General features: G+C 69.7%; 16 protein-coding genes and 2 rRNA genes. 17 read left to right on the top strand and 1 reads right to left on the bottom strand.

Features of this window, described 5'->3' with window-relative positions:
* The first annotated feature begins 254 nt into the window (after window positions 1–254).
* Window positions 255–3,368: ribosomal RNA gene (locus BCF74_RS01045) — 23S ribosomal RNA — on the top strand.
* Between the two features lie 74 nt (window positions 3,369–3,442).
* Window positions 3,443–3,559: ribosomal RNA gene (gene rrf / locus BCF74_RS01050) — 5S ribosomal RNA — on the top strand.
* A 177-nt stretch (window positions 3,560–3,736) separates the two neighbouring features.
* Here the strand turns inward: rrf and BCF74_RS17215 are convergent.
* The gene (locus BCF74_RS17215) at window positions 3,737–4,057 is read right to left on the bottom strand and encodes a hypothetical protein (protein ID WP_170070078.1); all 321 of its coding nucleotides are present in this window, start codon (window positions 4,055–4,057) and stop codon (window positions 3,737–3,739) included.
* Between BCF74_RS17215 and BCF74_RS01055 the strand changes: the two genes are divergently transcribed.
* From BCF74_RS01055 to pip, 15 genes are all read left to right on the top strand, one after another.
* Window positions 4,052–4,741, top strand: a complete 690-nt coding sequence (locus BCF74_RS01055) for a tetratricopeptide repeat protein (protein ID WP_245889143.1) — start codon at window positions 4,052–4,054, stop codon at window positions 4,739–4,741. The genes BCF74_RS17215 and BCF74_RS01055 overlap by 6 nt on opposite strands.
* Window positions 4,738–5,634 (top strand): HAD-IIA family hydrolase, encoded by an 897-nt coding sequence (locus tag BCF74_RS01060; RefSeq protein ID WP_106296091.1) that lies wholly within the window; start codon window positions 4,738–4,740, stop codon window positions 5,632–5,634. Before BCF74_RS01055 ends, BCF74_RS01060 begins: the two co-directional genes overlap by 4 nt.
* A 67-nt stretch (window positions 5,635–5,701) precedes the next feature.
* On the top strand, window positions 5,702–6,559 hold the full coding sequence (locus BCF74_RS01065) for a hypothetical protein (protein WP_106296092.1): 858 nt from the start codon (window positions 5,702–5,704) through the stop codon (window positions 6,557–6,559).
* Entirely contained in the window at window positions 6,556–7,038 is a 483-nt protein-coding gene (locus BCF74_RS17640; protein ID WP_245889144.1) for a hypothetical protein, read from the top strand. Before BCF74_RS01065 ends, BCF74_RS17640 begins: the two co-directional genes overlap by 4 nt.
* Window positions 6,935–7,876: a TlyA family RNA methyltransferase gene (locus BCF74_RS01070; RefSeq protein WP_245889145.1), complete on the top strand. Its 942-nt coding sequence runs from the start codon at window positions 6,935–6,937 to the stop codon at window positions 7,874–7,876. The genes BCF74_RS17640 and BCF74_RS01070 overlap by 104 nt, the downstream gene beginning before the upstream one ends.
* Window positions 7,869–8,801 carry an NAD kinase gene (locus BCF74_RS01075; RefSeq protein WP_106296094.1) on the top strand — a complete coding sequence of 311 codons (933 nt, stop codon included), beginning with the start codon at window positions 7,869–7,871 and terminating at the stop codon, window positions 8,799–8,801. Before BCF74_RS01070 ends, BCF74_RS01075 begins: the two co-directional genes overlap by 8 nt.
* Before the next feature lie 11 nt (window positions 8,802–8,812).
* Entirely contained in the window at window positions 8,813–10,516 is a 1,704-nt protein-coding gene (recN, locus tag BCF74_RS01080) for a DNA repair protein RecN (RefSeq protein WP_106296095.1), read from the top strand.
* Window positions 10,517–10,588: 72 nt separating this feature from the next.
* Window positions 10,589–11,770, top strand: coding sequence for a putative cytokinetic ring protein SteA (gene steA / locus BCF74_RS01085; protein ID WP_106296096.1), 1,182 nt, complete (start codon window positions 10,589–10,591; stop codon window positions 11,768–11,770).
* Window positions 11,767–12,720, top strand: coding sequence for a copper transporter (locus tag BCF74_RS01090; protein WP_106296097.1), 954 nt, complete (start codon window positions 11,767–11,769; stop codon window positions 12,718–12,720). Before steA ends, BCF74_RS01090 begins: the two co-directional genes overlap by 4 nt.
* On the top strand, window positions 12,717–13,535 hold the full coding sequence (locus tag BCF74_RS01095) for a hypothetical protein (protein ID WP_106296098.1): 819 nt from the start codon (window positions 12,717–12,719) through the stop codon (window positions 13,533–13,535). The genes BCF74_RS01090 and BCF74_RS01095 overlap by 4 nt, the downstream gene beginning before the upstream one ends.
* Window positions 13,532–15,190, top strand: coding sequence for a murein biosynthesis integral membrane protein MurJ (gene murJ, locus BCF74_RS01100; protein WP_106296099.1), 1,659 nt, complete (start codon window positions 13,532–13,534; stop codon window positions 15,188–15,190). Before BCF74_RS01095 ends, murJ begins: the two co-directional genes overlap by 4 nt.
* Window positions 15,187–16,269 (top strand): glycosyltransferase family 4 protein, encoded by a 1,083-nt coding sequence (locus BCF74_RS01105; protein WP_218279169.1) that lies wholly within the window; start codon window positions 15,187–15,189, stop codon window positions 16,267–16,269. Before murJ ends, BCF74_RS01105 begins: the two co-directional genes overlap by 4 nt.
* Before the next feature lie 75 nt (window positions 16,270–16,344).
* Complete coding sequence (locus BCF74_RS01110) at window positions 16,345–18,054, top strand: CTP synthase (protein ID WP_106296100.1); 1,710 nt, start codon at window positions 16,345–16,347, stop codon at window positions 18,052–18,054.
* On the top strand, window positions 18,051–18,713 hold the full coding sequence (locus BCF74_RS01115) for an NUDIX domain-containing protein (protein ID WP_342747526.1): 663 nt from the start codon (window positions 18,051–18,053) through the stop codon (window positions 18,711–18,713). The genes BCF74_RS01110 and BCF74_RS01115 overlap by 4 nt, the downstream gene beginning before the upstream one ends.
* A gap of 14 nt (window positions 18,714–18,727) precedes the next feature.
* Complete coding sequence (gene pip, locus BCF74_RS01120) at window positions 18,728–19,729, top strand: prolyl aminopeptidase (protein WP_245889146.1); 1,002 nt, start codon at window positions 18,728–18,730, stop codon at window positions 19,727–19,729.
* Window positions 19,730–19,815 lie beyond the last annotated feature (86 nt).

The raw sequence follows: 19,815 nt of genomic DNA on the forward strand, positions 1-19,815 counted from the left end.
TCGATTATTTGGCGCCGACATCACTGTCAGCTCGCAAGTACACCTCCTCGGAGGACGGAACGCAGCTGGTGGGGAGCCGGCGCCTGACACGTTGTTGGGTCCTGAGGGCTCGGGCGAAAGTCTGATCCTGAAGGCCGGTATCCGGTCAGGACCCTCACCATGGACGAACCACCGAGCGAGCTCGGCAGGCGCCAGGAACGGTGAGGGGCCGCCCGTATGTTGAGAACTACACAGTGGACGCGAGCATCTTTGTGGCTCAAGTTTTTAAGGGCGCACGGTGGATGCCTTGGCACCAGGAACCGAAGAAGGACGTAGGAATCTGCGATAAGCCTCGGGGAGTCGATAACCAGACTGTGATCCGAGGATTTCCGAATGGGGAAACCCGGCTGGGGGCAAGCCCAGTCACTCCTACCTGAACACATAGGGTAGGTAGAGGGAACGTGGGGAAGTGAAACATCTCAGTACCCACAGGAAGAGAAAGCAACCGCGATTCCGTGAGTAGTGGCGAGCGAAAGCGGAACAGGCCAAACCGAGCATGTGTGATAGCTGTCAGGCGTTGCATGTTCGGGGTTGTGGGACCTCTTGGTCAGTCCTGACAGGCTGGCATGGAGTCAAAAATTCGCGTCATAGTCGAAGAGCATTGAAAAGCTCGGCACAGAGGGTGCTACCCCCGTAGACGAAATGGCGCGAACTTCATAGAGATATCCCAAGTAACACGGGGCCCGAGAAATCCCGTGTGAATCTGGCGGGACCACCCGCTAAGCCTAAATATTCCCTGGTGACCGATAGCGGACAAGTACCGTGAGGGAAAGGTGAAAAGTACCCCGGGAGGGGAGTGAAATAGATCCTGAAACCGTGTGCCTACAATCCGTTGGAGCCTCCTTGTGGGGTGACAGCGTGCCTTTTGAAGAATGAGCCTGCGAGTTAGTGCTCAGTGGCGAGGTTAACCCGTGTGGGGAAGCCGTAGCGAAAGCGAGTCCGAATAGGGCGAATGAGTCGCTGGGTCTAGACCCGAAGCGGAGTGATCTACCCATGGCCAGGTTGAAGCGACGGTAAGACGTCGTGGAGGACCGAACCCACTTAGGTTGAAAACTGAGGGGATGAGCTGTGGGTAGGGGTGAAAGGCCAATCAAACTCCGTGATAGCTGGTTCTCCCCGAAATGCATTTAGGTGCAGCGTCACGTGTTTCTTACCGGAGGTAGAGCTACTGGATAGCCGATGGGCCTCACCAGGTTACTGACGTTAGCCAAACTCCGAATGCCGGTAAGTGAGAGCGTGGCAGTGAGACTGCGGGGGATAAGCTCCGTAGTCGAGAGGGAAACAGCCCAGACCACCAGCTAAGGTCCCTAAGCGTGTGCTAAGTGGGAAAGGATGTGGAGTTGCATTGACAACCAGGAGGTTGGCTTAGAAGCAGCCACCCTTTAAAGAGTGCGTAATAGCTCACTGGTCAAGTGATTCCGCGCCGACAATGTAGCGGGGCTCAAGCACACCACCGAAGCTGTGGCATTGACACATCTGCCCGGTCGTGACACCTGAGGGTTCACGATCCAAGCGTGTTGATGGGTAGGGGAGCGTCGTGTGGCCAGGGAAGCGGCGGAGTGATCCAGCCGTGGAGGCCACACGAGTGAGAATGCAGGCATGAGTAGCGAATGACGGGCGAGAAACCCGTCCGCCGAATAACCAAGGGTTCCAGGGTCAAGCTAATCTGCCCTGGGTAAGTCGGGACCTAAGGCGAGGCCGACAGGCGTAGTCGATGGACATCCGGTTGATATTCCGGAACCGGCGAAGAACCGCCCATGACGAACCTTTTGATGCTAAGCGCCTGAAGCTTGATGACCTCTTCGGAGTGACTCGAGTGGAGCGCGCGACCCGATTTAGTAGTAGTCAAGCAATGGAGAGACGCAGGAAGGTAGCCTCCGCGTGGCGATGGTTGTCCACGTCCAAGGGTGTAGGGAGTGAGGTAGGCAAATCCGCCTCACACATATCCTGAGACCTGATAGTGACCGCGAATGCGGGAAGCAGGGTGATCCTATGCTGCCAAGAAAATCTTCTAGCGAGGTTCTAGCCGCCCGTACCCCAAACCGACTCAGGTGGTTAGGTAGAGAATACCAAGGCGATCGAGTGAATCATGGTTAAGGAATTCGGCAAAATGCCCCCGTAACTTCGGGAGAAGGGGGGCCCGGATTCTGAAGTGACTTGCTCACTAGGAAGAAGGGCCGCAGAGACCAGGGAGAAGCGACTGTTTACTAAAAACACAGGTCCGTGCTAAGTCGCAAGACGATGTATACGGACTGACGCCTGCCCGGTGCTGGAAGGTTAAGAGGACGGGTTAGATCTTTGATCGAAGCTCAGAATTTAAGCCCCAGTAAACGGCGGTGGTAACTATAACCATCCTAAGGTAGCGAAATTCCTTGTCGGGTAAGTTCCGACCTGCACGAATGGCGTAACGACTTCTCCACTGTCTCAACCATGAACTCGGCGAAATTGCACTACGAGTAAAGATGCTCGTTACGCGCAGCAGGACGGAAAGACCCCGGGACCTTTACTATAGCTTGGTATTGGTGTTCGGTACGGCTTGTGTAGGATAGGTGGGAGACTGTGAAGCATGCACGCCAGTGTGTGCGGAGTCAACGTTGAAATACCACTCTGGTCGTTCTGGATATCTAACCTCGGTCCGTGATCCGGATCAGGGACATTGCCTGGTGGGTAGTTTAACTGGGGCGGTTGCCTCCTAAAAGGTAACGGAGGCGCTCAAAGGTTCCCTCAGCCTGGTTGGCAATCAGGTTTTGAGTGTAAGTGCACAAGGGAGCTTGACTGCGAGATAGGCATATCGAGCAGGGACGAAAGTCGGAACTAGTGACCCGGCGGTGGCTTGTGGAAGCGCCGTCGCTCAACGGATAAAAGGTACCCCGGGGATAACAGGCTGATCTTGCCCAAGAGTCCATATCGACGGCATGGTTTGGCACCTCGATGTCGGCTCGTCGCATCCTGGGGGTGGAGTCTCTCCCAAGGGTTGGGCTGTTCGCCCATTAAAGCGGTACGCGAGCTGGGTTTAGAACGTCGTGAGACAGTTCGGTCCCTATCCGCTGTGCGCGTAGGAAATTTGAGAAGGGCTGTCCCTAGTACGAGAGGACCGGGATGGACGAACCTCTGGTGTGTCAGTTGTTCTGCCAAGAGCACCGCTGATTAGCTACGTTCGGAAGTGATAACCGCTGAAAGCATCTAAGCGGGAAGCACGCTTCAAGATGAGATTTCCATGGGGTTTACCCCGAGAGGCTCCCAGCTAGACGACTGGGTTGATAGGCCAGATGTGGAAGTGCAGCAATGCATGTAGCTGACTGGTACTAATAAGCCGATAACTTGATACACACTCAAAAGTTTTGCTCGCGTCCACTGTGCAGTTCCCGAGATACGGTCGGGAAGATCGACATCTCCATAGAGTTTCGGCTGTCATAGCGAAGGGGAAACGCCCGGCTCCATTCCGAACCCGGAAGCTAAGCCCTTCAGCGCCGATGGTACTGCACTGGTGACGGTGTGGGAGAGTAGGACGCAGCCGGACATACTTTCCAGAAATGGCCCGCCGACATCGGCGGGCCATTTCTCATTTCTGGACGGTTTCGGGCCCTGCACGCCGGCCCTAGACTGACGACGACTCGCCGGCCACACCGGTCCGAACTGGAGGATGAACGTGAGCGACAACCGTGACGCACGAGGCAGTGGGGGTCCTGGCGGTCGGTCACGAGGTAGCGGTGCGGGAAGCGGTCGAGGCCGCTTCCCGGGCGGCAGCCGCGGTGCCGGTGGACGTCGGGACGACCACCAAGGTGCACGAGGCCATCAGGACCGCGCGGGCCGTGGTGGCCCGCGCCGTGACGACGGCGGAACGGAGCGCGGCTTCGAGCGCCGGGACTCCGCGGGCCGCGGGCGACCGCCCCGGGCCGGTGCCGAGCGTGACCGTGAGCAGCGCGGGGGCCCGCGCCTCGCGCCGAAGAAGCCGCGGCTGCCCGAGCCCCGCATCCCCGAGGGTGTCACCGGCAAGGAGCTCGACCGGTCCGTGCACCAGCAGCTGCGCACCCTGAGCAAGGAGAACGCCGAGGGCGTGGCCCAGCACCTCGTCATGGTGGCGGCGCTCCTCGAAGCCGAGGAGTTCGACGCAGCGATGGCACACGCCGAGACGGCGGTGCGACGAGCCGGGCGTGTGCCGGCTGCCCGAGAGGCGCTCGGCATGGTCGCCTACCGCACGGGTGACTTCGCCCGAGCGCTCGGCGAGTTCCGGACCGTGCGCCGCATCAGCGGCTCTGACCACCTGCTCCCGCTCATGGTCGACTCAGAGCGGGGCCTCGGCCGCCTCGACCGGGCGCTCGACCTCGCCCAGTCGCCGGAGGCCAAGCGACTGCCCGCACAGGACCGGGTCGAGCTCGCGATCGTCGTGTCCGGGATCCGCCGCGATCTCGGCCAGACCGACGCGGCGCTGGTGGCACTCCAGATCCCCGAGCTCAAGCGCCCCAAGCAGCCTCGCCTCGCGTACGCCTACGCCGACACCCTGCTCGGCCTCGGGCGGGACGAGGAGGCTCGCGAGTGGTTCCAGCGTGCTGCGGACGCCGACGAGGACTACGAGACCGATGCCGTCGAGCGGCTCGAGGAGCTGGACGGGATCGCCGTGACGGACCTCCTGCCCGGGGAGGAGGAGCTGGCGCCGCTGCCTCCAGAGGAGCGGACCGGCGACGGAGCCGACCGGGCGTGAGGCTGAGCGAGCGCTACGACGCGATCGTCTGCGACCTCGACGGCGTCGTCTACCGCGGTGAGCCCGCGGTGCCGTATGCCGTGGAGTCACTTGCGGGTGCTGGCCTGCCGGTGCAGTTCGCGACGAACAACGCGTCACGGACTCCCGGCGACGTCGCCGCCCACCTGCGCCGGCTCGGGCTCGACGTGCAGGACGGTGACGTCGCGACGAGCAGCCAGGCCGCAGCCTGGGTGCTCGAGCGACACGTTCAGGCGGGTGCGCGTGTGCTTGCCGTCGGGGGCGACGGTGTGGCTGCTGCGCTGCGGGAGCGCGGCTACGTGCCGGTGCACAGCGTGGCCGACGACCCTGCCGCGGTCGTGCAGGGCTACGGCGCCCAGGTGACCGCGACGGATCTGGCGCAGGCGGCATACGCGATCCAGCGCGGCGCCCTGTGGGTCGCGACGAACACCGACCACACGCTGCCCACCGCGGACGGTGAGGCGCCCGGGAACGGTGCACTCGTGCTCGCCGTCGGCGCGGCGGTCGGCCGCGGGCCGGAGGTGGTGGCCGGCAAACCGGACGAGCCGCTCTACCTCATGTGCGCCGAACGCCTCGGCGTGCCACCGGAGCGGGTGCTCGCGATCGGCGACCGGCTCGAGACCGACATCGAGGGCGCCCACAGCGCGGGGATGGACTCCCTGTTCGTCCTCACCGGCGTCCACGGAATCGCGGACGCCGTCCTCGCGCCGCCGCAGTGCCGACCGACGTATGTCGCCCGCGACCTTCGCGCCTTGGACGCACCTGTCGAGGAGCTCGCGCGGGTCTCCACGGCGCTGCGCGCCGAGTGGGAGCGTCGTGACCGCGGCGAGGACAGCGAGAACCTGCCGTCCGACCTCGCCCAGCTCGTGACCTGACGGTCCGCCACGACTCGGCCCCGCCGAGTAGCGTGGGTCGGAACACCCCGAGCCTTCAGGAGGAGCCATGGCCAAGCGGTCGATCCAGGGATACGTCCAGTTCGCGTCCGGACTGGGGGAGATGACGAAGGGCGCGGCGAAGGAAGCAGCGACCGAGCTCGTCGCGCTGACCAACAGCGACCTCTCCCCGAAGAAGGTGAGCAAGCAGGCCGGCAAGCTCGCCGACGACCTCATGTCCGCGGCGAACGCGAACCGCAAGAACATGGTCGCCCTCGTCCGCTCCGAGGTGGACAAGGCCGTCGGCCGGCTCGACATCGCATCCCTCCAGCGTGACGTCGCGGCTGTCAACGACACCGTGCAGGCGCTGCGCAGCCAGGTCGAGTACCTCGCGTCGAACCTCGCGACTCGCGGTTCCGCCGCGACGACGACCGCGGCCGCCGGCGCGAGCCGGGTGGCCGACGTCACCGAGGACGCCGTCGCCGACACCGCCGCCGCGGCGACCAAGGCTCCCTCGCGGCGGCCGGCCCGCTCGGCCCTGAAGAAGTCGTCCGCGGCAAAGAAGAGCGCGAAGAAGGGCACGTCCACGGCCGCGGCGCCGGCCAAGAAGACGGCAAAGAAGGCGACGAAGAAGGCCGCGAAGACGTCGACCGCCGCGAAGAGCACCGCGTCGTCGGCACGGTCGACCGCGAGGAAGAGCACGACGACGTCCACGGCAAAGAGGTCGGCGGCGAAGAGGTCGGCGGCGAAGAAGTCCACCGCGAAGAAGTCGGCGGCCAAGACGTCGGCCGCGCGCAAGGCCCCGGCCAAGAAGACCTCGCGCGCCTCCGCGGCGAAGACGACGGCTCGCAAGAGCACGGCGCGCACGGGCAGCGGCACGGCCCGCAAGAGCACGGCCCGCAAGAGCACCGGGACGTCCTCCTCGTGACCGAGCAGCCCGAGACGCCGACCAGCCAGGACCTCACCCAGGGCGCAGCCGTGGACGAGGTGTCCTCGCAGACCGGGACGCCGTCCGGCCAGGACTTCACCCAGGGCGCAGCCGTGGACGAGGTGTCACAGGCCGGGGCATCGGTCGATGGCGAGGCGACAGACAACCAGCATGACCCGGCCTACGCGGACGGGGCGCAGGCACCCGACGACGAGGCGCAGGAGCAGCCGGTGGGTGACGAGCTCACTGGCGACGACGTCACCGGAGATGACGTCATGCAGGACGACGTCACGCAGGACGACCTCACGGAGGACGCAGGCTCGCTCGGTGACGAGGCACCCGAGACGGGCGACCTCGTCATCGACGCCGCCCTGCGTGACCTCGCCGAGGCCCCTGCGGACGACCTCGACGCGCAGATCGAGCGGGGCGAGCAGGTCCAGCGCACCCTCCAGGGTCGGCTCAGCGACCTCGGGGGCTGACATCGGCCGTCTCGACGCCGAGCTCGTCCGCCGCGGGCTCGCCCGTTCCCGCGGCGAGGCGCGCGAGCTCATCGAGGCCGGACACGTCACCGTCGCGGGCCGCACCGCGCGCAAGGCCGCGACCACGGCGGGTGACGACGCCGACATCACGGTGACTGGTGCGGGACCGCGCTGGGTGGGGCGGGCGGCATACAAGCTCGACCACGCCTTCACGACGTGGGGCGACGACGGGCTCTCGGCCCGGGAGGCGGACTGCCTCGATGTCGGCGCCTCGACGGGAGGGTTCACCCAGGTGCTGCTCGCCCGCGGCGCCGCGAGGGTCACGGCGCTCGACGTCGGTCACGGCCAGCTCGCGGCCGAGGTCGCCGATGACGTGCGGGTCGTCGAGCGCAGCGGCACCTCGATCCGTGACGTCGGACCGGACGACCTCGGCACGTTCGACGTCGTCGTGGGGGACCTGTCGTTCATCTCCCTCACCCTCGTCCTGCCGACGCTCGCCGAGCTCACCCGTCACGGCGGGCACCTCGTGCTGCTCGTCAAGCCGCAGTTCGAGGTGGGGCGGGGGAGGCTGAGCAAGAACGGGATCGTCACCGACTCACGTCATCGCCGGGAGGCGCTGGCCGCCGTCGTCGACGCGGCGCAGGACTCCGGGTTCGGTGTCCGCGGCCTGGTGCACAGCCCGATCGCGGGTGGCGAGGGCAATGTCGAGTACCTCCTGTGGGCACGGTCAGGGGTCTCGGGCACGATGGACCCGGACGAGCTGCGTGCCGTGATCCGGCACCTGGCCACCCCCGAGACACCACCCGACGTACCGCTGAGGAGGGACGACCATGAGTGAACCGCGCCGCATCCTCCTCGTCGTCCACCCGGCCCGCCCCGAGGTGCACGACCACGCGCTGGGGGTGGTCCGCCGGCTCACCGCCGCCGGGATCACCGTGGCCGTCATCGGCGACGAGACCCGCGGCACGCCGCTCGAGGGCGCGCCCGAGGTCGTCCGGTCCGATCCGGACGACCCCACCGCCGGGTGCGAGCTCGTCGTCATCCTCGGCGGCGACGGGTCGATCCTGCGCGCGGCCGAGCTCGTCCGTGGCTCGGGGGTGCCGCTGCTCGGGGTGAACTTCGGGCACGTCGGCTTCCTCGCGGAGGTCGAGCGCGACGACCTCGACGACACGGTCGAGCGGATCGTCTCCCGCAACTACACCGTCGAGGACCGCACCACCCTCGAGGTCACGGCCATGCGCGACGGCGAGACCGTCTTCGAGAGCTGGGCGCTCAACGAGGTCACCGTCGAGAAGGCCTCACGGGAACGGATGATCGAGCTCACCGTCGAGATCGACGGCCGTCCGCTGTCGACGTGGGGGTGCGACGGCGTGGTCATGGCGACACCGACGGGGTCGACGGCCTACGCGTTCTCCGCGGGCGGGCCGGTGGTCTGGCCCGACGTCGCGGCCCTGCTCCTCGTCCCGATCAGCGCACACGCGCTCTTCGCGCGACCGCTCGTCGTCGGGCCGGACAGCCGGCTCGCGGTCGAGCTCGTCCCCGGCACCGTCGGCACCGGCGTCGTCTGGTGCGACGGACGCCGGGCCGTCGACCTGCCGCCCGGCGCCCGCATCCAGGTGCAGCGCAGCGCCGACCCGGTGCGCCTCGCCCGCTTCACGGCCTCACCGTTCACCGACCGCCTCGTCGAGAAGTTCGACCTCTCCGTCCACGGGTGGCGCGGTGCGGCCCGTCGCGCGGCCGAGGCCGAACGACGCACGGACTGACGAGGCCGCACGTGCTCCAGGAGATCCGCATCCAGGACCTCGGCGTCATCGACGAGTCCGTCATCGAGCTCGGCCCCGGGCTCACGGTCCTCACCGGCGAGACCGGTGCCGGCAAGACCATGGTCGTGACCAGCCTCGGGCTGCTTCTCGGCGCTCGCGCCGACTCCGGTCTTGTGCGTGAGGGCGCCGACCGCGCCGTCGTCGAGGGCGTCTTCGATGTCGCGGCGGACACTCCGGCCGCCCTGCGAGCCGGTGAGGCGGGCGGCGATGTCGACGACGGGCTCGTCCTCGTCCGCACGGTGAACGCGGAGGGACGCTCGCGGGCGCACGTCGGCGGACGGTCGGCCCCGGTCGGTGTCCTCGGTGAGCTCGGCGAACACCTCGTCGCCGTCCACGGGCAGGCCGACCAGTGGCGGCTGCGCCGCCCCGAGGAGCACCGCGAGCTGCTCGACGCCTTCGGTGGGAAGGCCGTGGGAGGCGCGCGGACGGCATACGAGAGTGTGTATGCCGCGCACGCGGCTGCGGTGAGCGAGCTCGAGACCCTGCGCGCGGCCGAGCGCGAGCGGGCCCAGGAGCTCGACCTGCTGCGGCGCGGGCTCGAACGCATCGAGGCGCTCGAGCCGCAGCCGGGGGAGGACGCTGCGCTGCGCGTCGAGGACGAGCGGCTCTCGCACGCCGAGGAGCTGCGCAGCGGCTCGGCCGAGGCCCAGGCAGTGCTCACCGGCGGCGATGACGTCGACGCGGGGTCCGACGACGGCGTGATGGGGGCGCTCGCTCGGGCCCGGGCAGCGCTCACCCCGGTGAGTGGCAACGACCCCGAGCTCGCCGCCCTCGAGCAGCGGCTCGTCGACGTCTCGCATCTTGTGACCGAGCTCGCCTCGGACCTCGCCGGATACGTCGCGGACGTCGACCTCGACCCCGGCCGGCTGGAGTTCGTCCAGCAGCGGCGGGCCGAGCTGACCGACCTGACCCGCAGCTACGGGGACACCGTCGACGACGTGCTGGCCTGGGGGGAGCGGGCGGCCCGGCGCGTCCTCGACCTCGAGAACGCCGACGAGCGCATCGTCGAGCTCGAGCAGGACGTCGAGCGACTGAGCGCCGAGCGGGTGGAGCTGGCGGCCGCGCTGACCGGCGCCCGCCGCACGGCTGCGGACGCGTTGGGCGCAAGCATCGGCGAGGAGCTGTCGCACCTCTCGATGGGGTCGGCGCAGGTCGTCGTGGACGTGCGGGACGCCGGCCGGCTCGGGCCGCACGGGGGAGACGAGGTCGAGATCGGCCTCGCCGCCAACGTCGGCAGCTCACCGCGCAGCGTCACCAAGGCCGCCTCGGGTGGTGAGCTGTCGCGCGTCATGCTGGCGATCGAGGTCGCGACCGCGCGTGAGGTCGGCAGCGTGCCGACGTTCGTCTTCGACGAGGTCGATGCCGGCGTCGGGGGCAAGGCGGCGCTGGACGTCGGCGCGCGGCTGGCCCGGCTCGCGGAGTCGTCGCAGGTCATCGTCGTCACCCACCTCGCCCAGGTCGCCGCGCACGCCGACCACCACCTCGTCGTCGCCAAGTCCGACGACGGCCAGGTGACCCGCAGCGGCGTCCGGCGCGTCTCCGGTGGCGACCGGGTCGACGAGCTGGCGCGGATGCTCTCGGGCACGGTCACCGACGCGGCCCGGGAGCACGCACGCGACCTGCTCGAGGGCCTCGGACGAGCCGTCGAGGCCTGACCCGACGGCGCGACGCTCCGCCACCGGCCGGTGTGTCGGATGGGGCCATCGGTGCGTGGGAGGATGGGCGGGATGCCCTTCATGACCCGACTCCGACGCGAACGCGATCCCGACCTCGGCGAGGTCGAGGGAACCGCGCGCGTCGACAAGCGCACCAAGGACCTGACCAAACGGCTCCAGCCGGGGGACGTCGCCGTCATCAACCACGTCGACATCGACAAGGTCAGCGCCGAGGCGCTCGTCGCGTGCCGTCCCGCCGCCGTCGTCAACGCCGCGGCGTCGATCTCGGGGCGCTACCCGAACCTCGGCCCGGAGATCCTGCTCGCCGCCGACATCCCGCTGCTCGACGCCGTCGGTGAGGAGGTCATGGAGCTCGCCGAGGGCACCCCCGTCCACCTCGACGGCAACACCCTCAAAGCCGGTGACCGGCTCGTCGCGACCGGCACGCTGCTCGACTCGGAGTCCGTCGTCGAGGCCATGGGCGACGCCCGCGCGGGGCTCAACGACCAGCTCGAGGCGTTCGCCGCGAACACGATGGAGTACCTCAAGCAGGAGCGGGCACTGCTTCTCGACGGCGTCGGCGTGCCCGACATCGAGACCGACCTCGAGGGCCGCCACGTCCTCATCGTCGTCCGCGGGTACCACTACAAGGAGGACCTGCAGATGCTGCGGTCCTACATCCGCGAGTACAAGCCGATCCTCATCGGCGTCGACGGGGGAGCGGACGCCATCATCGAGGCGCGGCACACGCCCGACCTCATCGTCGGCGACATGGACTCGGTCTCGGACGCCACGCTCAGGTGCGGCGCCGAGGTCGTCGTGCACGCCTACCGCGACGGGCGGGCTCCGGGGCTCGAGCGGGTTCGCGAGCTCGGCGTCGAGCCGGTCGTCTTCCCCGCCACGGGGACGAGCGAGGACGTCGCGATGCTGCTCGCCGACGACAAGGGCGCCACGCTCATCGTCGCCGTCGGCACCCACGCCACGCTCGTGGAGTTCCTCGACAAGGGGCGCGCCGGCATGGCGAGCACGTTCCTCACCCGGCTGCGGGTCGGCGGCAAGCTCGTCGACGCCAAGGGCGTGAGCCGGCTCTACCGCTCACGCATCTCGGGGCTGTGGCTCGTGGCCATGGTCCTCGTCGGGCTCGCCGCCCTCTTCGCCGCGTTGTGGGCGACACCCGGGGGGCGCGTGTTCCTCCAGGTGCTCGGCGCCCGCCTCGACGATCTCTGGTCCGCTCTCGGAGGAATTGTCACGTGATCGACTTCCGCTACCACCTCGTCTCGATCGTCTCGATCTTCATGGCGCTCGCTGTGGGGATCGTGCTCGGTGCCGGGCCGCTCAAGGGGACGATCGGGGACACCCTCACCGAGGAGGTCACCCAGTTGCGTGAGGACCGCACGCAGCTGCGGGCCGACCTCGACGCCGCCCAGAAGGCCGGGGTCGTCCGCGACGAGTTCACCGAGGACGCGCTCGCCAGACTCGTGGGCGGGACCCTCACCGGCACCAAGGTCGCCCTCGTGTCCCTGCCGAATGCCGAAGCCGACCAGGTCAGTGCCGTCGCCGACGCGCTCGGGGCGTCGGGCGCCACCGTGGTGTCGCGCACGAGCGTCGACGACTCGTGGGTGCCCGAGGGGGACGACGCGTCGGCTCAGCAGTCTCAGCTCGCGACCGACCTGCGGCGGTCCATGGGACTTCCCCAGGCCACCGAGGGACAGGGGTCGCCGCTCGACGACGTACTCGCCAGCGCGTTGCTCGCCAAGGACGCCGCCGCACCGACCGATGCTGCCAAGGCCGCTCTGGAGCGGCTCGGTGACGCCGGACTCGTCGACCTCGAGACGGCCGACCTCGTCCGGGCCGATGCCGCCGTGGTCGTCGGCGCCCCGGTGAGTGGGGGTGTCGTGGAGCGCCGCGACCTGGTCGCGCGCCGGTTCGCGTCACTGGCGGCGGCTCTGGACCGAGCGGGGAACGGGGCGGTGCTCGCCAGCGACGTCGGTGTCTCCGGGTTCCAGGGTGCGTCCTCGGTCGTGCGTGCGGCCCGCGGTGACGCCGCCATCACCCGCGACCTGTCGACGGTCGACGACCTCAGCGTCCCGCTGGGGCGGGTCAGTGTCGTCTATGCCCTCGACCAGCAGCTCGCCGGTGGCGTCGGGCAGTACGGCGTCGGGGACGGGGTGTCCGCGGGCTACCCGCCGGTTCCCGCGTCATGAGTGCACGCCGCACCGCGCTCGCCGCTGTCGTCGCGGCAGGTACGGCCGCTGGGGCCATGGCCGTGCGGTCGCGGCTGCCTCGCTCGCTGACCGGTCGCTGGGAGCGCACGAACCACGCCGGGCGCCCGGTCACGCTGCTCGAGGGCCCTGCGTATGCCGTGGCCGCGGCAGCGGGGTGCGTCGCCGGAGGTGCCCCGGCGGGTGCGGGAGTGGTCGCAGCTCTCGGGGCCGGGGGGTTCGGTGCCCTCGACGACCTCGCTGGGGACTCCTCGAGCAAGGGCCTCAAGGGGCACCTCGGGGCGCTCGCGCGTGGCGAGGTGACGACCGGTGCCGTGAAGATCGTCGGGCTCGCCGCCACAGGGTTGGCCGCGTCCCTGCTCGCGGACCGTGGGCGGGAGGACCGGTCGCTCGTGGCCTCCCTCATCGGGGGTGCGGCCGTCGCTGGCACCGCGAACGTCGCAAACCTGCTCGACCTGCGACCCGGCCGGGCACTCAAGGCGACCGTTCTCGCCGCGACGCCACTGGCCGGCATACCCGGTGCGCCCGGCGCCAGCACTGCCGCGGCCGCCATCGGGGCAGCCGCCGGTTGCGCCCCGGCGGACCTGCGCGGGGAGGCCATGCTCGGGGACACCGGTGCCAATGCTGCCGGCGCGCTCGTCGGGCTCGCGGTCGTGGAGCGGTTCGGCTGGCGGGGCCGGCTCGTCGCGCTGGGCGTCACGGCGGCGCTCACGGTGGCGTCCGAACGGGTCTCCTTCAGCCGGGTCATCGACGAGAACCGTGTGCTGCGGCGCCTCGACCGCTGGGGTCGCGCATGACGGCCCGCGCGGCCGGGCAGTCGCTGGCGCGCGCCGCCCTCGTCGTCGCCGTCGCGACCCTGCTCGCCCGCATCGCCGGGAGTGTGCGCACCCTCGTTTTCTCCGGCAGTGTCGGTGCCAGCCCGGTCGGGGACACCTACCAGACGGTCAACACGCTGCCCAACGTCGTCTACGAGGTCGCGGCCGGCGGGGCGCTCGCCGCCATCGCCGTGCCGCTCGTCGCCGGCCGTCTCGGCGCGGGGGAGCGTGAGGAGTCCGACCGGAGTGCCTCGGCGCTGCTCACTTGGGCCGTCGCCGTCCTCGTGCCCCTCACCGTCATCGTCCTCGTCGCGGCGCCATGGCTCAGCGAGCTGCTCCTCGACGACTCGAAGGAGCCGGGCAGCGTCGCCCTCGGCACCGACATGCTGCGCATCTTCGCCCCGCAGGTGGCGCTCTACGGCATCGGTGTCGTGCTGGCGGGTGTCCTCCAGGCGCATCGACGCTTCCTCGCCGCGGCGCTCGCGCCGCTGCTGTCCAGCATCGTCGTCATGACGGCCTACGTCATCTACGGGCGGATGGTGCCGGAACCCGTCGGCCCCGACGTCGTCGACGAGTCCGCAGTCTGGGTCCTGGCGGGTGGCACCACGCTTGGAGTCGTCGTGCTCAGCCTGCCGCTCGTCGTTCCGGCGCTGCGCGCGGGGGTGCGGCTGCGGCCGACCTTCGCCTTCCCCGGCGGGCTGGGCCGGCGCGCGGCCCGGCTCGCGGCCGCGGGCGTCATCGCTCTTGCCGCACAGCAGGCGGCCGTCGCGCTGACCCTGTGGCTCACGCAGAAGCGCACGCTCGACACGGGTGCCGTCAACATCTACGCCTACGTCCAGGCCGTCTACCTCCTGCCGTATGCCGTCCTCGCCGTGCCCATCGCGACCGCAGCCTTCCCGGCACTCGCCCACACGGAGGGCGCAGCCGCGGACGGCGCGGCCGCGAAGACGGTCGCCGATGGGTCGGCCACGCTCGCGCGCAGCCTCCGCGGCATCCTGCTGCTCACCTCTGGGGCCGCGGCCGCGCTCATGGCGGTGTCGAAGCCGGTGGGGGAGTTCTTCCTCGCCCTCGACCGGGGCAGCTCCGGCCCGGGGCGGGAGGCGCTCGCGGCGCTGCCCGGGGCGCTCGTCGCCTATGCGCCTGGTCTCGTGGGGTTCAGCGTTGCCGCCCTGCTGACCCGGGCGCTGTACGTGCGCGGTCAGCCGGTCCACGCGGCGCTCGCCGTCGCGGCCGGATGGCTGATCGCGGGGCTCGTCCCGTTCGCGGTCATCCCGGACGGTTCGGACGCCGCGACCACCCTCGGGGTGCTCGGCGTCGCATCGACCGTGGGGATGACGACGTCGGCCGTGCTTCTCGCCGTCCTGACCTGGCGCTCGTGGGGCGCCGAGGCGATCCGAGGTGCCGGGCGCACCCTCGGTGCGGCGGTCGTCGCGACTGCGGTCGCCATCGCCGTCGGTGACACGGTGGCGCGCAGCGTCGACGCCGACGGCATCGTCGTCACCCTGCTCGTCGGGATCGCGGTCGGCGGCGTGACGATGCTCGTCCACCTGCTCGTCATGGCCGTCGCCGACCGGCAGGGCATGCGCGAGCTGCGCGACCGCGGTCGCGCTCGTCGACGGAAGGAAGCACAGTCGTGAAGGTCGCCCTCGTCATGGGAACGAGCGCCGGCGGGACCGGTCGCCACGTCCACGACCTCGTCGCCGGGCTCGTCACCGCGGGGCACGAGGTCGTCGTCCTGGCGCCGGCCGGTGAGCTCGCCCAGTTCGAGATCGCGCAGACGGGAGCGGCGACGGTGGAGCTCTCGGTTGCCGACCGGCCGCACCCCAAGCGCGATGCCGGCGCCGTCGCCCTCCTGCGAGAGGTGTGTGCCGGTGCGGACGTGGTCCATGCCCACGGCGCTCGCGTCGGAGCGCTCACCGCTCTCGCCCTCGCCGGGCTCGGGGTGCCGCTCGTCGTGACCCTGCACAACGCCTCACCCGGTGGGGGCCTCGCCGGGCGAGTGCACGCCGTGCTCGAGCGGGTCGTGGCGCGCCGCGCGGACCTCGTGCTCGGCGTCTCCGCCGACATCGTCGAGACGCAGCGCCGCCTCGGGGCGCGCCGCGCCGAGCTGGCCGTCATCGCTGCTCCGCCACCCCCTGAGGCGACGCGGGACCGGTATGCCGTCCGGCACGACCTCGGTGTCGCGCCCCGCACCCTGCTGCTGGTCACCGTCGCCCGACTGGCGCCGCAGAAGGACCTCGACCTGCTCGTCGACGCCATGGCCCAGCTGCTCGAGCGGCACGACCTCGACGTCGTCGCGGTGGTCGCGGGGGACGGACCGCACCGGGAGCGGCTGCAGGCGCGTATCGACGCGCTCGGGGTGCCGATCCGGCTTCTCGGGCAGCGAGGTGACGTGCCCGACCTCATCGCCGCCGCGGACGCCGTCGTCTCGACCGCGAGGTGGGAGGGCCAGCCCGTGGGGCTGCAGGAGGCGTTGCACTCCGGAGCCGCCATCGTCGCGACCGACGCCGGGGGTACCGGGGCGGTGCTCGGCGATGCCGCGATCCTCGTGCCGGTCGGCGACCCGACCTCGATGGCCAGGGCGCTCGCCGACGTCCTGCTGCACGGGGCCGTCCGCGACGACCTGCGGTCCCGGGCCATCGGCCGCGCAGGGGAGCTCCCCGACGGCGAGGACGCGCTGGAAGCCGCGCTCACGGCATACGACTCGGTGCTCTGACCCTGAGGAGACCACCCGCGCGTCGCGCGGCTCCCTGTCGAAGGCACCCCCGTCGATGACGTATTGTTGAAGTCCGTGGTGGCTCAGACGAAACAGATCTTCGTGACCGGGGGCGTCGCCTCCTCGCTCGGCAAGGGCCTCACGGCTTCGAGCCTTGGCTTCCTGCTCAGGGCGCGCGGTCTGCGCGTGACGATGCAGAAGCTCGACCCCTATCTCAACGTCGACCCGGGAACGATGAACCCGTTCCAGCACGGTGAGGTCTTCGTGACCGACGACGGTGCCGAGACCGACCTCGACGTCGGGCACTACGAGCGGTTCCTCGACCGCAACCTCGTCGGCAAGGCGAACGTCACGACCGGCCAGATCTACAGCCAGGTCATTGCCAAGGAGCGACGCGGCGAGTACCTCGGCGACACCGTCCAGGTCATCCCGCACATCACGAACGAGATCAAGGAGCGCATGCGCGCCCAGGCGGCCGGCGCGCCGGGCGTCGACGACGCTGAGGCTCCCGACGTCATCATCACCGAGATCGGCGGCACCGTCGGCGACATCGAGTCGCTGCCGTTCCTCGAGGCCGCGCGCCAGGTGCGTCACGACCTCGGCCGCGACAACGTCTTCTTCCTGCACGTCTCGCTCGTGCCCTACCTCGCGCCGAGCGGGGAGCTCAAGACCAAGCCGACGCAGCACTCGGTCGCGGCGCTGCGTCAGGTCGGTATCCAGCCCGATGCCCTTGTCCTGCGGGCCGATCGGGAGATTCCCGAGCCGATCAAGCGCAAGATCTCGCTCATGTGCGACGTCGACACCGAGGGTGTCGCGGCGGCCGTCGACGCGCCGTCGATCTACGACATCCCCAAGGTGCTGCACCGCGAGGGCCTCGACGCCTACGTCATCCGGCGGCTCTCGCTCATCTTCCGTGACGTCGACTGGACCGACTGGGACAAGCTGCTCGGCCGCGTCCACCACCCCGAGCACGAGGTCGAGGTCGCGCTCGTCGGCAAGTACATCGACCTGCCGGACGCCTACCTGTCGGTGACCGAGGCGCTGCGCGCCGGAGGGTTCCACCACGACGCCAAGGTGCGCATCCGCTGGGTCGCCAGCGACGAGTGCCAGACCGAGGCCGGGGCGCAGAAGGCGCTGGGCGGTGTCGACGCGGTGTTGATCCCCGGCGGGTTCGGCGTGCGCGGCATCGAGGGCAAGGTCGGCGCGCTGCGCTGGGCGCGGACCCACGGCGTGCCGACTCTGGGGATCTGCCTTGGGTTGCAGTGCATGGTCATCGAGTACGCCCGCGACGTCGCCGGCATCGAGGGGGCGAGCTCCACCGAGTTCGACCCGGAGACGCCGGCGCCGGTCATCGCCACGATCGAGGAGCAGAAGGCGTTCGTCGATGGCGCCGGGGACCTCGGTGGGACGATGCGGCTCGGGTCGCAGCGGGCCGATCTGCGCTCGGGGTCCCTGGTGGCCGAGCTCTACGGTGCGACGACGGCCGACGAGCGGCACCGTCACCGCTACGAGGTCAACGAGGACTACCGCGCCCAGCTCGAGGAGGCCGGGCTGCGGATCTCCGGCACCCACCCCGAGCTCGGGCTGGTCGAGTTCGTCGAGCTGTCGCGTGACGAGCACCCGTACTTCGTTGCGACACAGGCACACCCGGAGTTCAAGTCGCGACCGACGCGGGCCCACCCGTTGTTCGCCGGGTTGATCGGCGCCGCCATCGAGGAGCAGCGGGCGTCGCGGCTCGTCGAGGTCGAGCGACCCAAGGTGCCGGTCGACGCCGAGGTCTCGTGACCGAGGATCCCGTGGGCGGCGAGTTCGTGGGCGACGAGGCCCTGGCCGACGCCTTCGACCCCGCGCCCGTGACGGACAGTGAGGTCGTCATGTCCGGCCGGGTGTGGGACGTCGTGCGCGACTCCGTGGACCTCGGGGAGGCCGGGGTGCACACGCGCGAGTACGTCCGCCACCCTGGCGCGGTTGCGGTGCTCGCCCTCGACGAGGACGAGCGGGTCTGTCTCGTCCAGCAGTACCGCCACCCGATCCGGTCGCGTGACTGGGAGGTGCCGGCCGGCCTGCTCGACGTGCCGGGGGAGCCGGCGTGGGTCGCGGCGGCTCGTGAGCTGCACGAGGAGGCCGACCTCACGGCGGCGCGGTGGGATGTCCTGCTGGACGTGCGACCCTCGCCGGGCGGCCTCGACGAGGCGATCCGCGTCTTTCTCGCGCGAGACCTCGGTGAGGTGCCCGAGGGGGAGCGGCACACCCGCGAGGCGGAGGAGCACGGTATGCCGGTGCGCTGGGTCGCGCTCGACACTCTCGTCGACGCCGTCCTCGCCGGTCGGATCCGCAACGGCGTCCTCGCTGCCGCCGCGCTCGCGGCATACGTCGAACGCGGTCGCGACTGGAGCGGCCTGCGACCCCACGACGCGACCTGGCTCGACCGCCCCCACCACTGAGGCGTTCTGCTTGGATGACGGCTGTGCGCCTTCCCGAGCCGTGGCAGATGTCCGATCCGTTCGACGAGGGGATGCTCGACGTCGGTGACGGGCACCGGCTGCACTATGAGCAGTCCGGCAACCCGGAGGGGATTCCCGTCGTGTTCCTCCATGGCGGGCCGGGCAGCGGCGCCGGGCCCACGCGACGAAAGACTTTCGACCCCGAGGTGTTTCGCATCGTGCTGTTCGACCAGCGCAACTCGGGCCGGTCGACCCCGAGCGCTGCGGAGCCCGTGGTCGACCTGTCCACCAACACCACACCGCACCTGGTCGCCGACATCGAGAGGCTGCGTGAGCACGTTGGTGTCGATCGCTGGATGGTGGTCGGGGTGTCCTGGGGTGCGACACTCGGCCTGGCATACGCCGAGGCGCACCCTCATCGCGTGACGGCGGTGGCCCTCGGCGCCGTGACCAACACCAGCGCCAGGGAGGTCGAGTGGATCACTCGAGACATGGGTCGGGTCTTCCCCCGCGAGTGGGCGCGGTTCGTTGCCGGTGTACCGGAGGCTGAGCGCGACGACAACCTTGCGGCCGCATACTCGCGCCTGCTGCACCACCCCGACCCGGGAGTGCGGGAGAAGGCCGCGAAGCACTGGTGCGACTGGGAGGACACGCACGTCGCGACCTTCCCGGGCGCGACCCACGATCCCCGCTACGACGACCCTGCCTTTCGACTCGCGTTCGGGCGGCTCGTGACGCACTACTGGGGGAACGCCGGGTTCCTTGAGGATGGACAGCTGATGAGGGACCTGCCTCGCCTCGCCGGGATTCCCGGTGCTCTCGTCCACGGCAGGACCGACATCAGCAGCCCCCTCGACATCCCCTGGCGGATCGCCCAGGGGTGGCCGGACGCGGAGCTGGTCGTCGTCGGCGACGCCAGCCATGGCGGGGGCTCGTGGTCCGCCGAGCTGCGCGCCGCCGTGGCACGCCTCGGTGAGCGGGTCGGCGCGTCGGCCGGACCTCGTACCGACGACTGATTGCCGGTTTCAGGTAGGTGCGCCGGCGCGAACCTGCCGGGAATCGGCAATGAGTGGGGTCGTGCGTGCTGGGGGAATCGGCACGT

The sequence above is a fragment of the Knoellia remsis genome, from assembly GCF_003002895.1.
GTDB lineage: Bacteria > Actinomycetota > Actinomycetes > Actinomycetales > Dermatophilaceae > Knoellia > Knoellia remsis.

Excerpts from the sequence above, each read along its gene's own strand:
- BCF74_RS01065 (WP_106296092.1), top strand. The coding sequence starts at position 5,702 with ATGGCCAAGCGGTCGATCCAGGGATACGTCCAGTTCGCGTCCGGACTG.
- BCF74_RS01075 (WP_106296094.1), top strand. The coding sequence starts at position 7,869 with ATGAGTGAACCGCGCCGCATCCTCCTCGTCGTCCACCCGGCCCGCCCC.
- steA (WP_106296096.1), top strand. The coding sequence starts at position 10,589 with ATGCCCTTCATGACCCGACTCCGACGCGAACGCGATCCCGACCTCGGC.
- BCF74_RS01095 (WP_106296098.1), top strand. The coding sequence starts at position 12,717 with ATGAGTGCACGCCGCACCGCGCTCGCCGCTGTCGTCGCGGCAGGTACG.
- murJ (WP_106296099.1), top strand. The coding sequence starts at position 13,532 with ATGACGGCCCGCGCGGCCGGGCAGTCGCTGGCGCGCGCCGCCCTCGTC.
- pip (WP_245889146.1), top strand. The coding sequence starts at position 18,728 with ATGACGGCTGTGCGCCTTCCCGAGCCGTGGCAGATGTCCGATCCGTTC.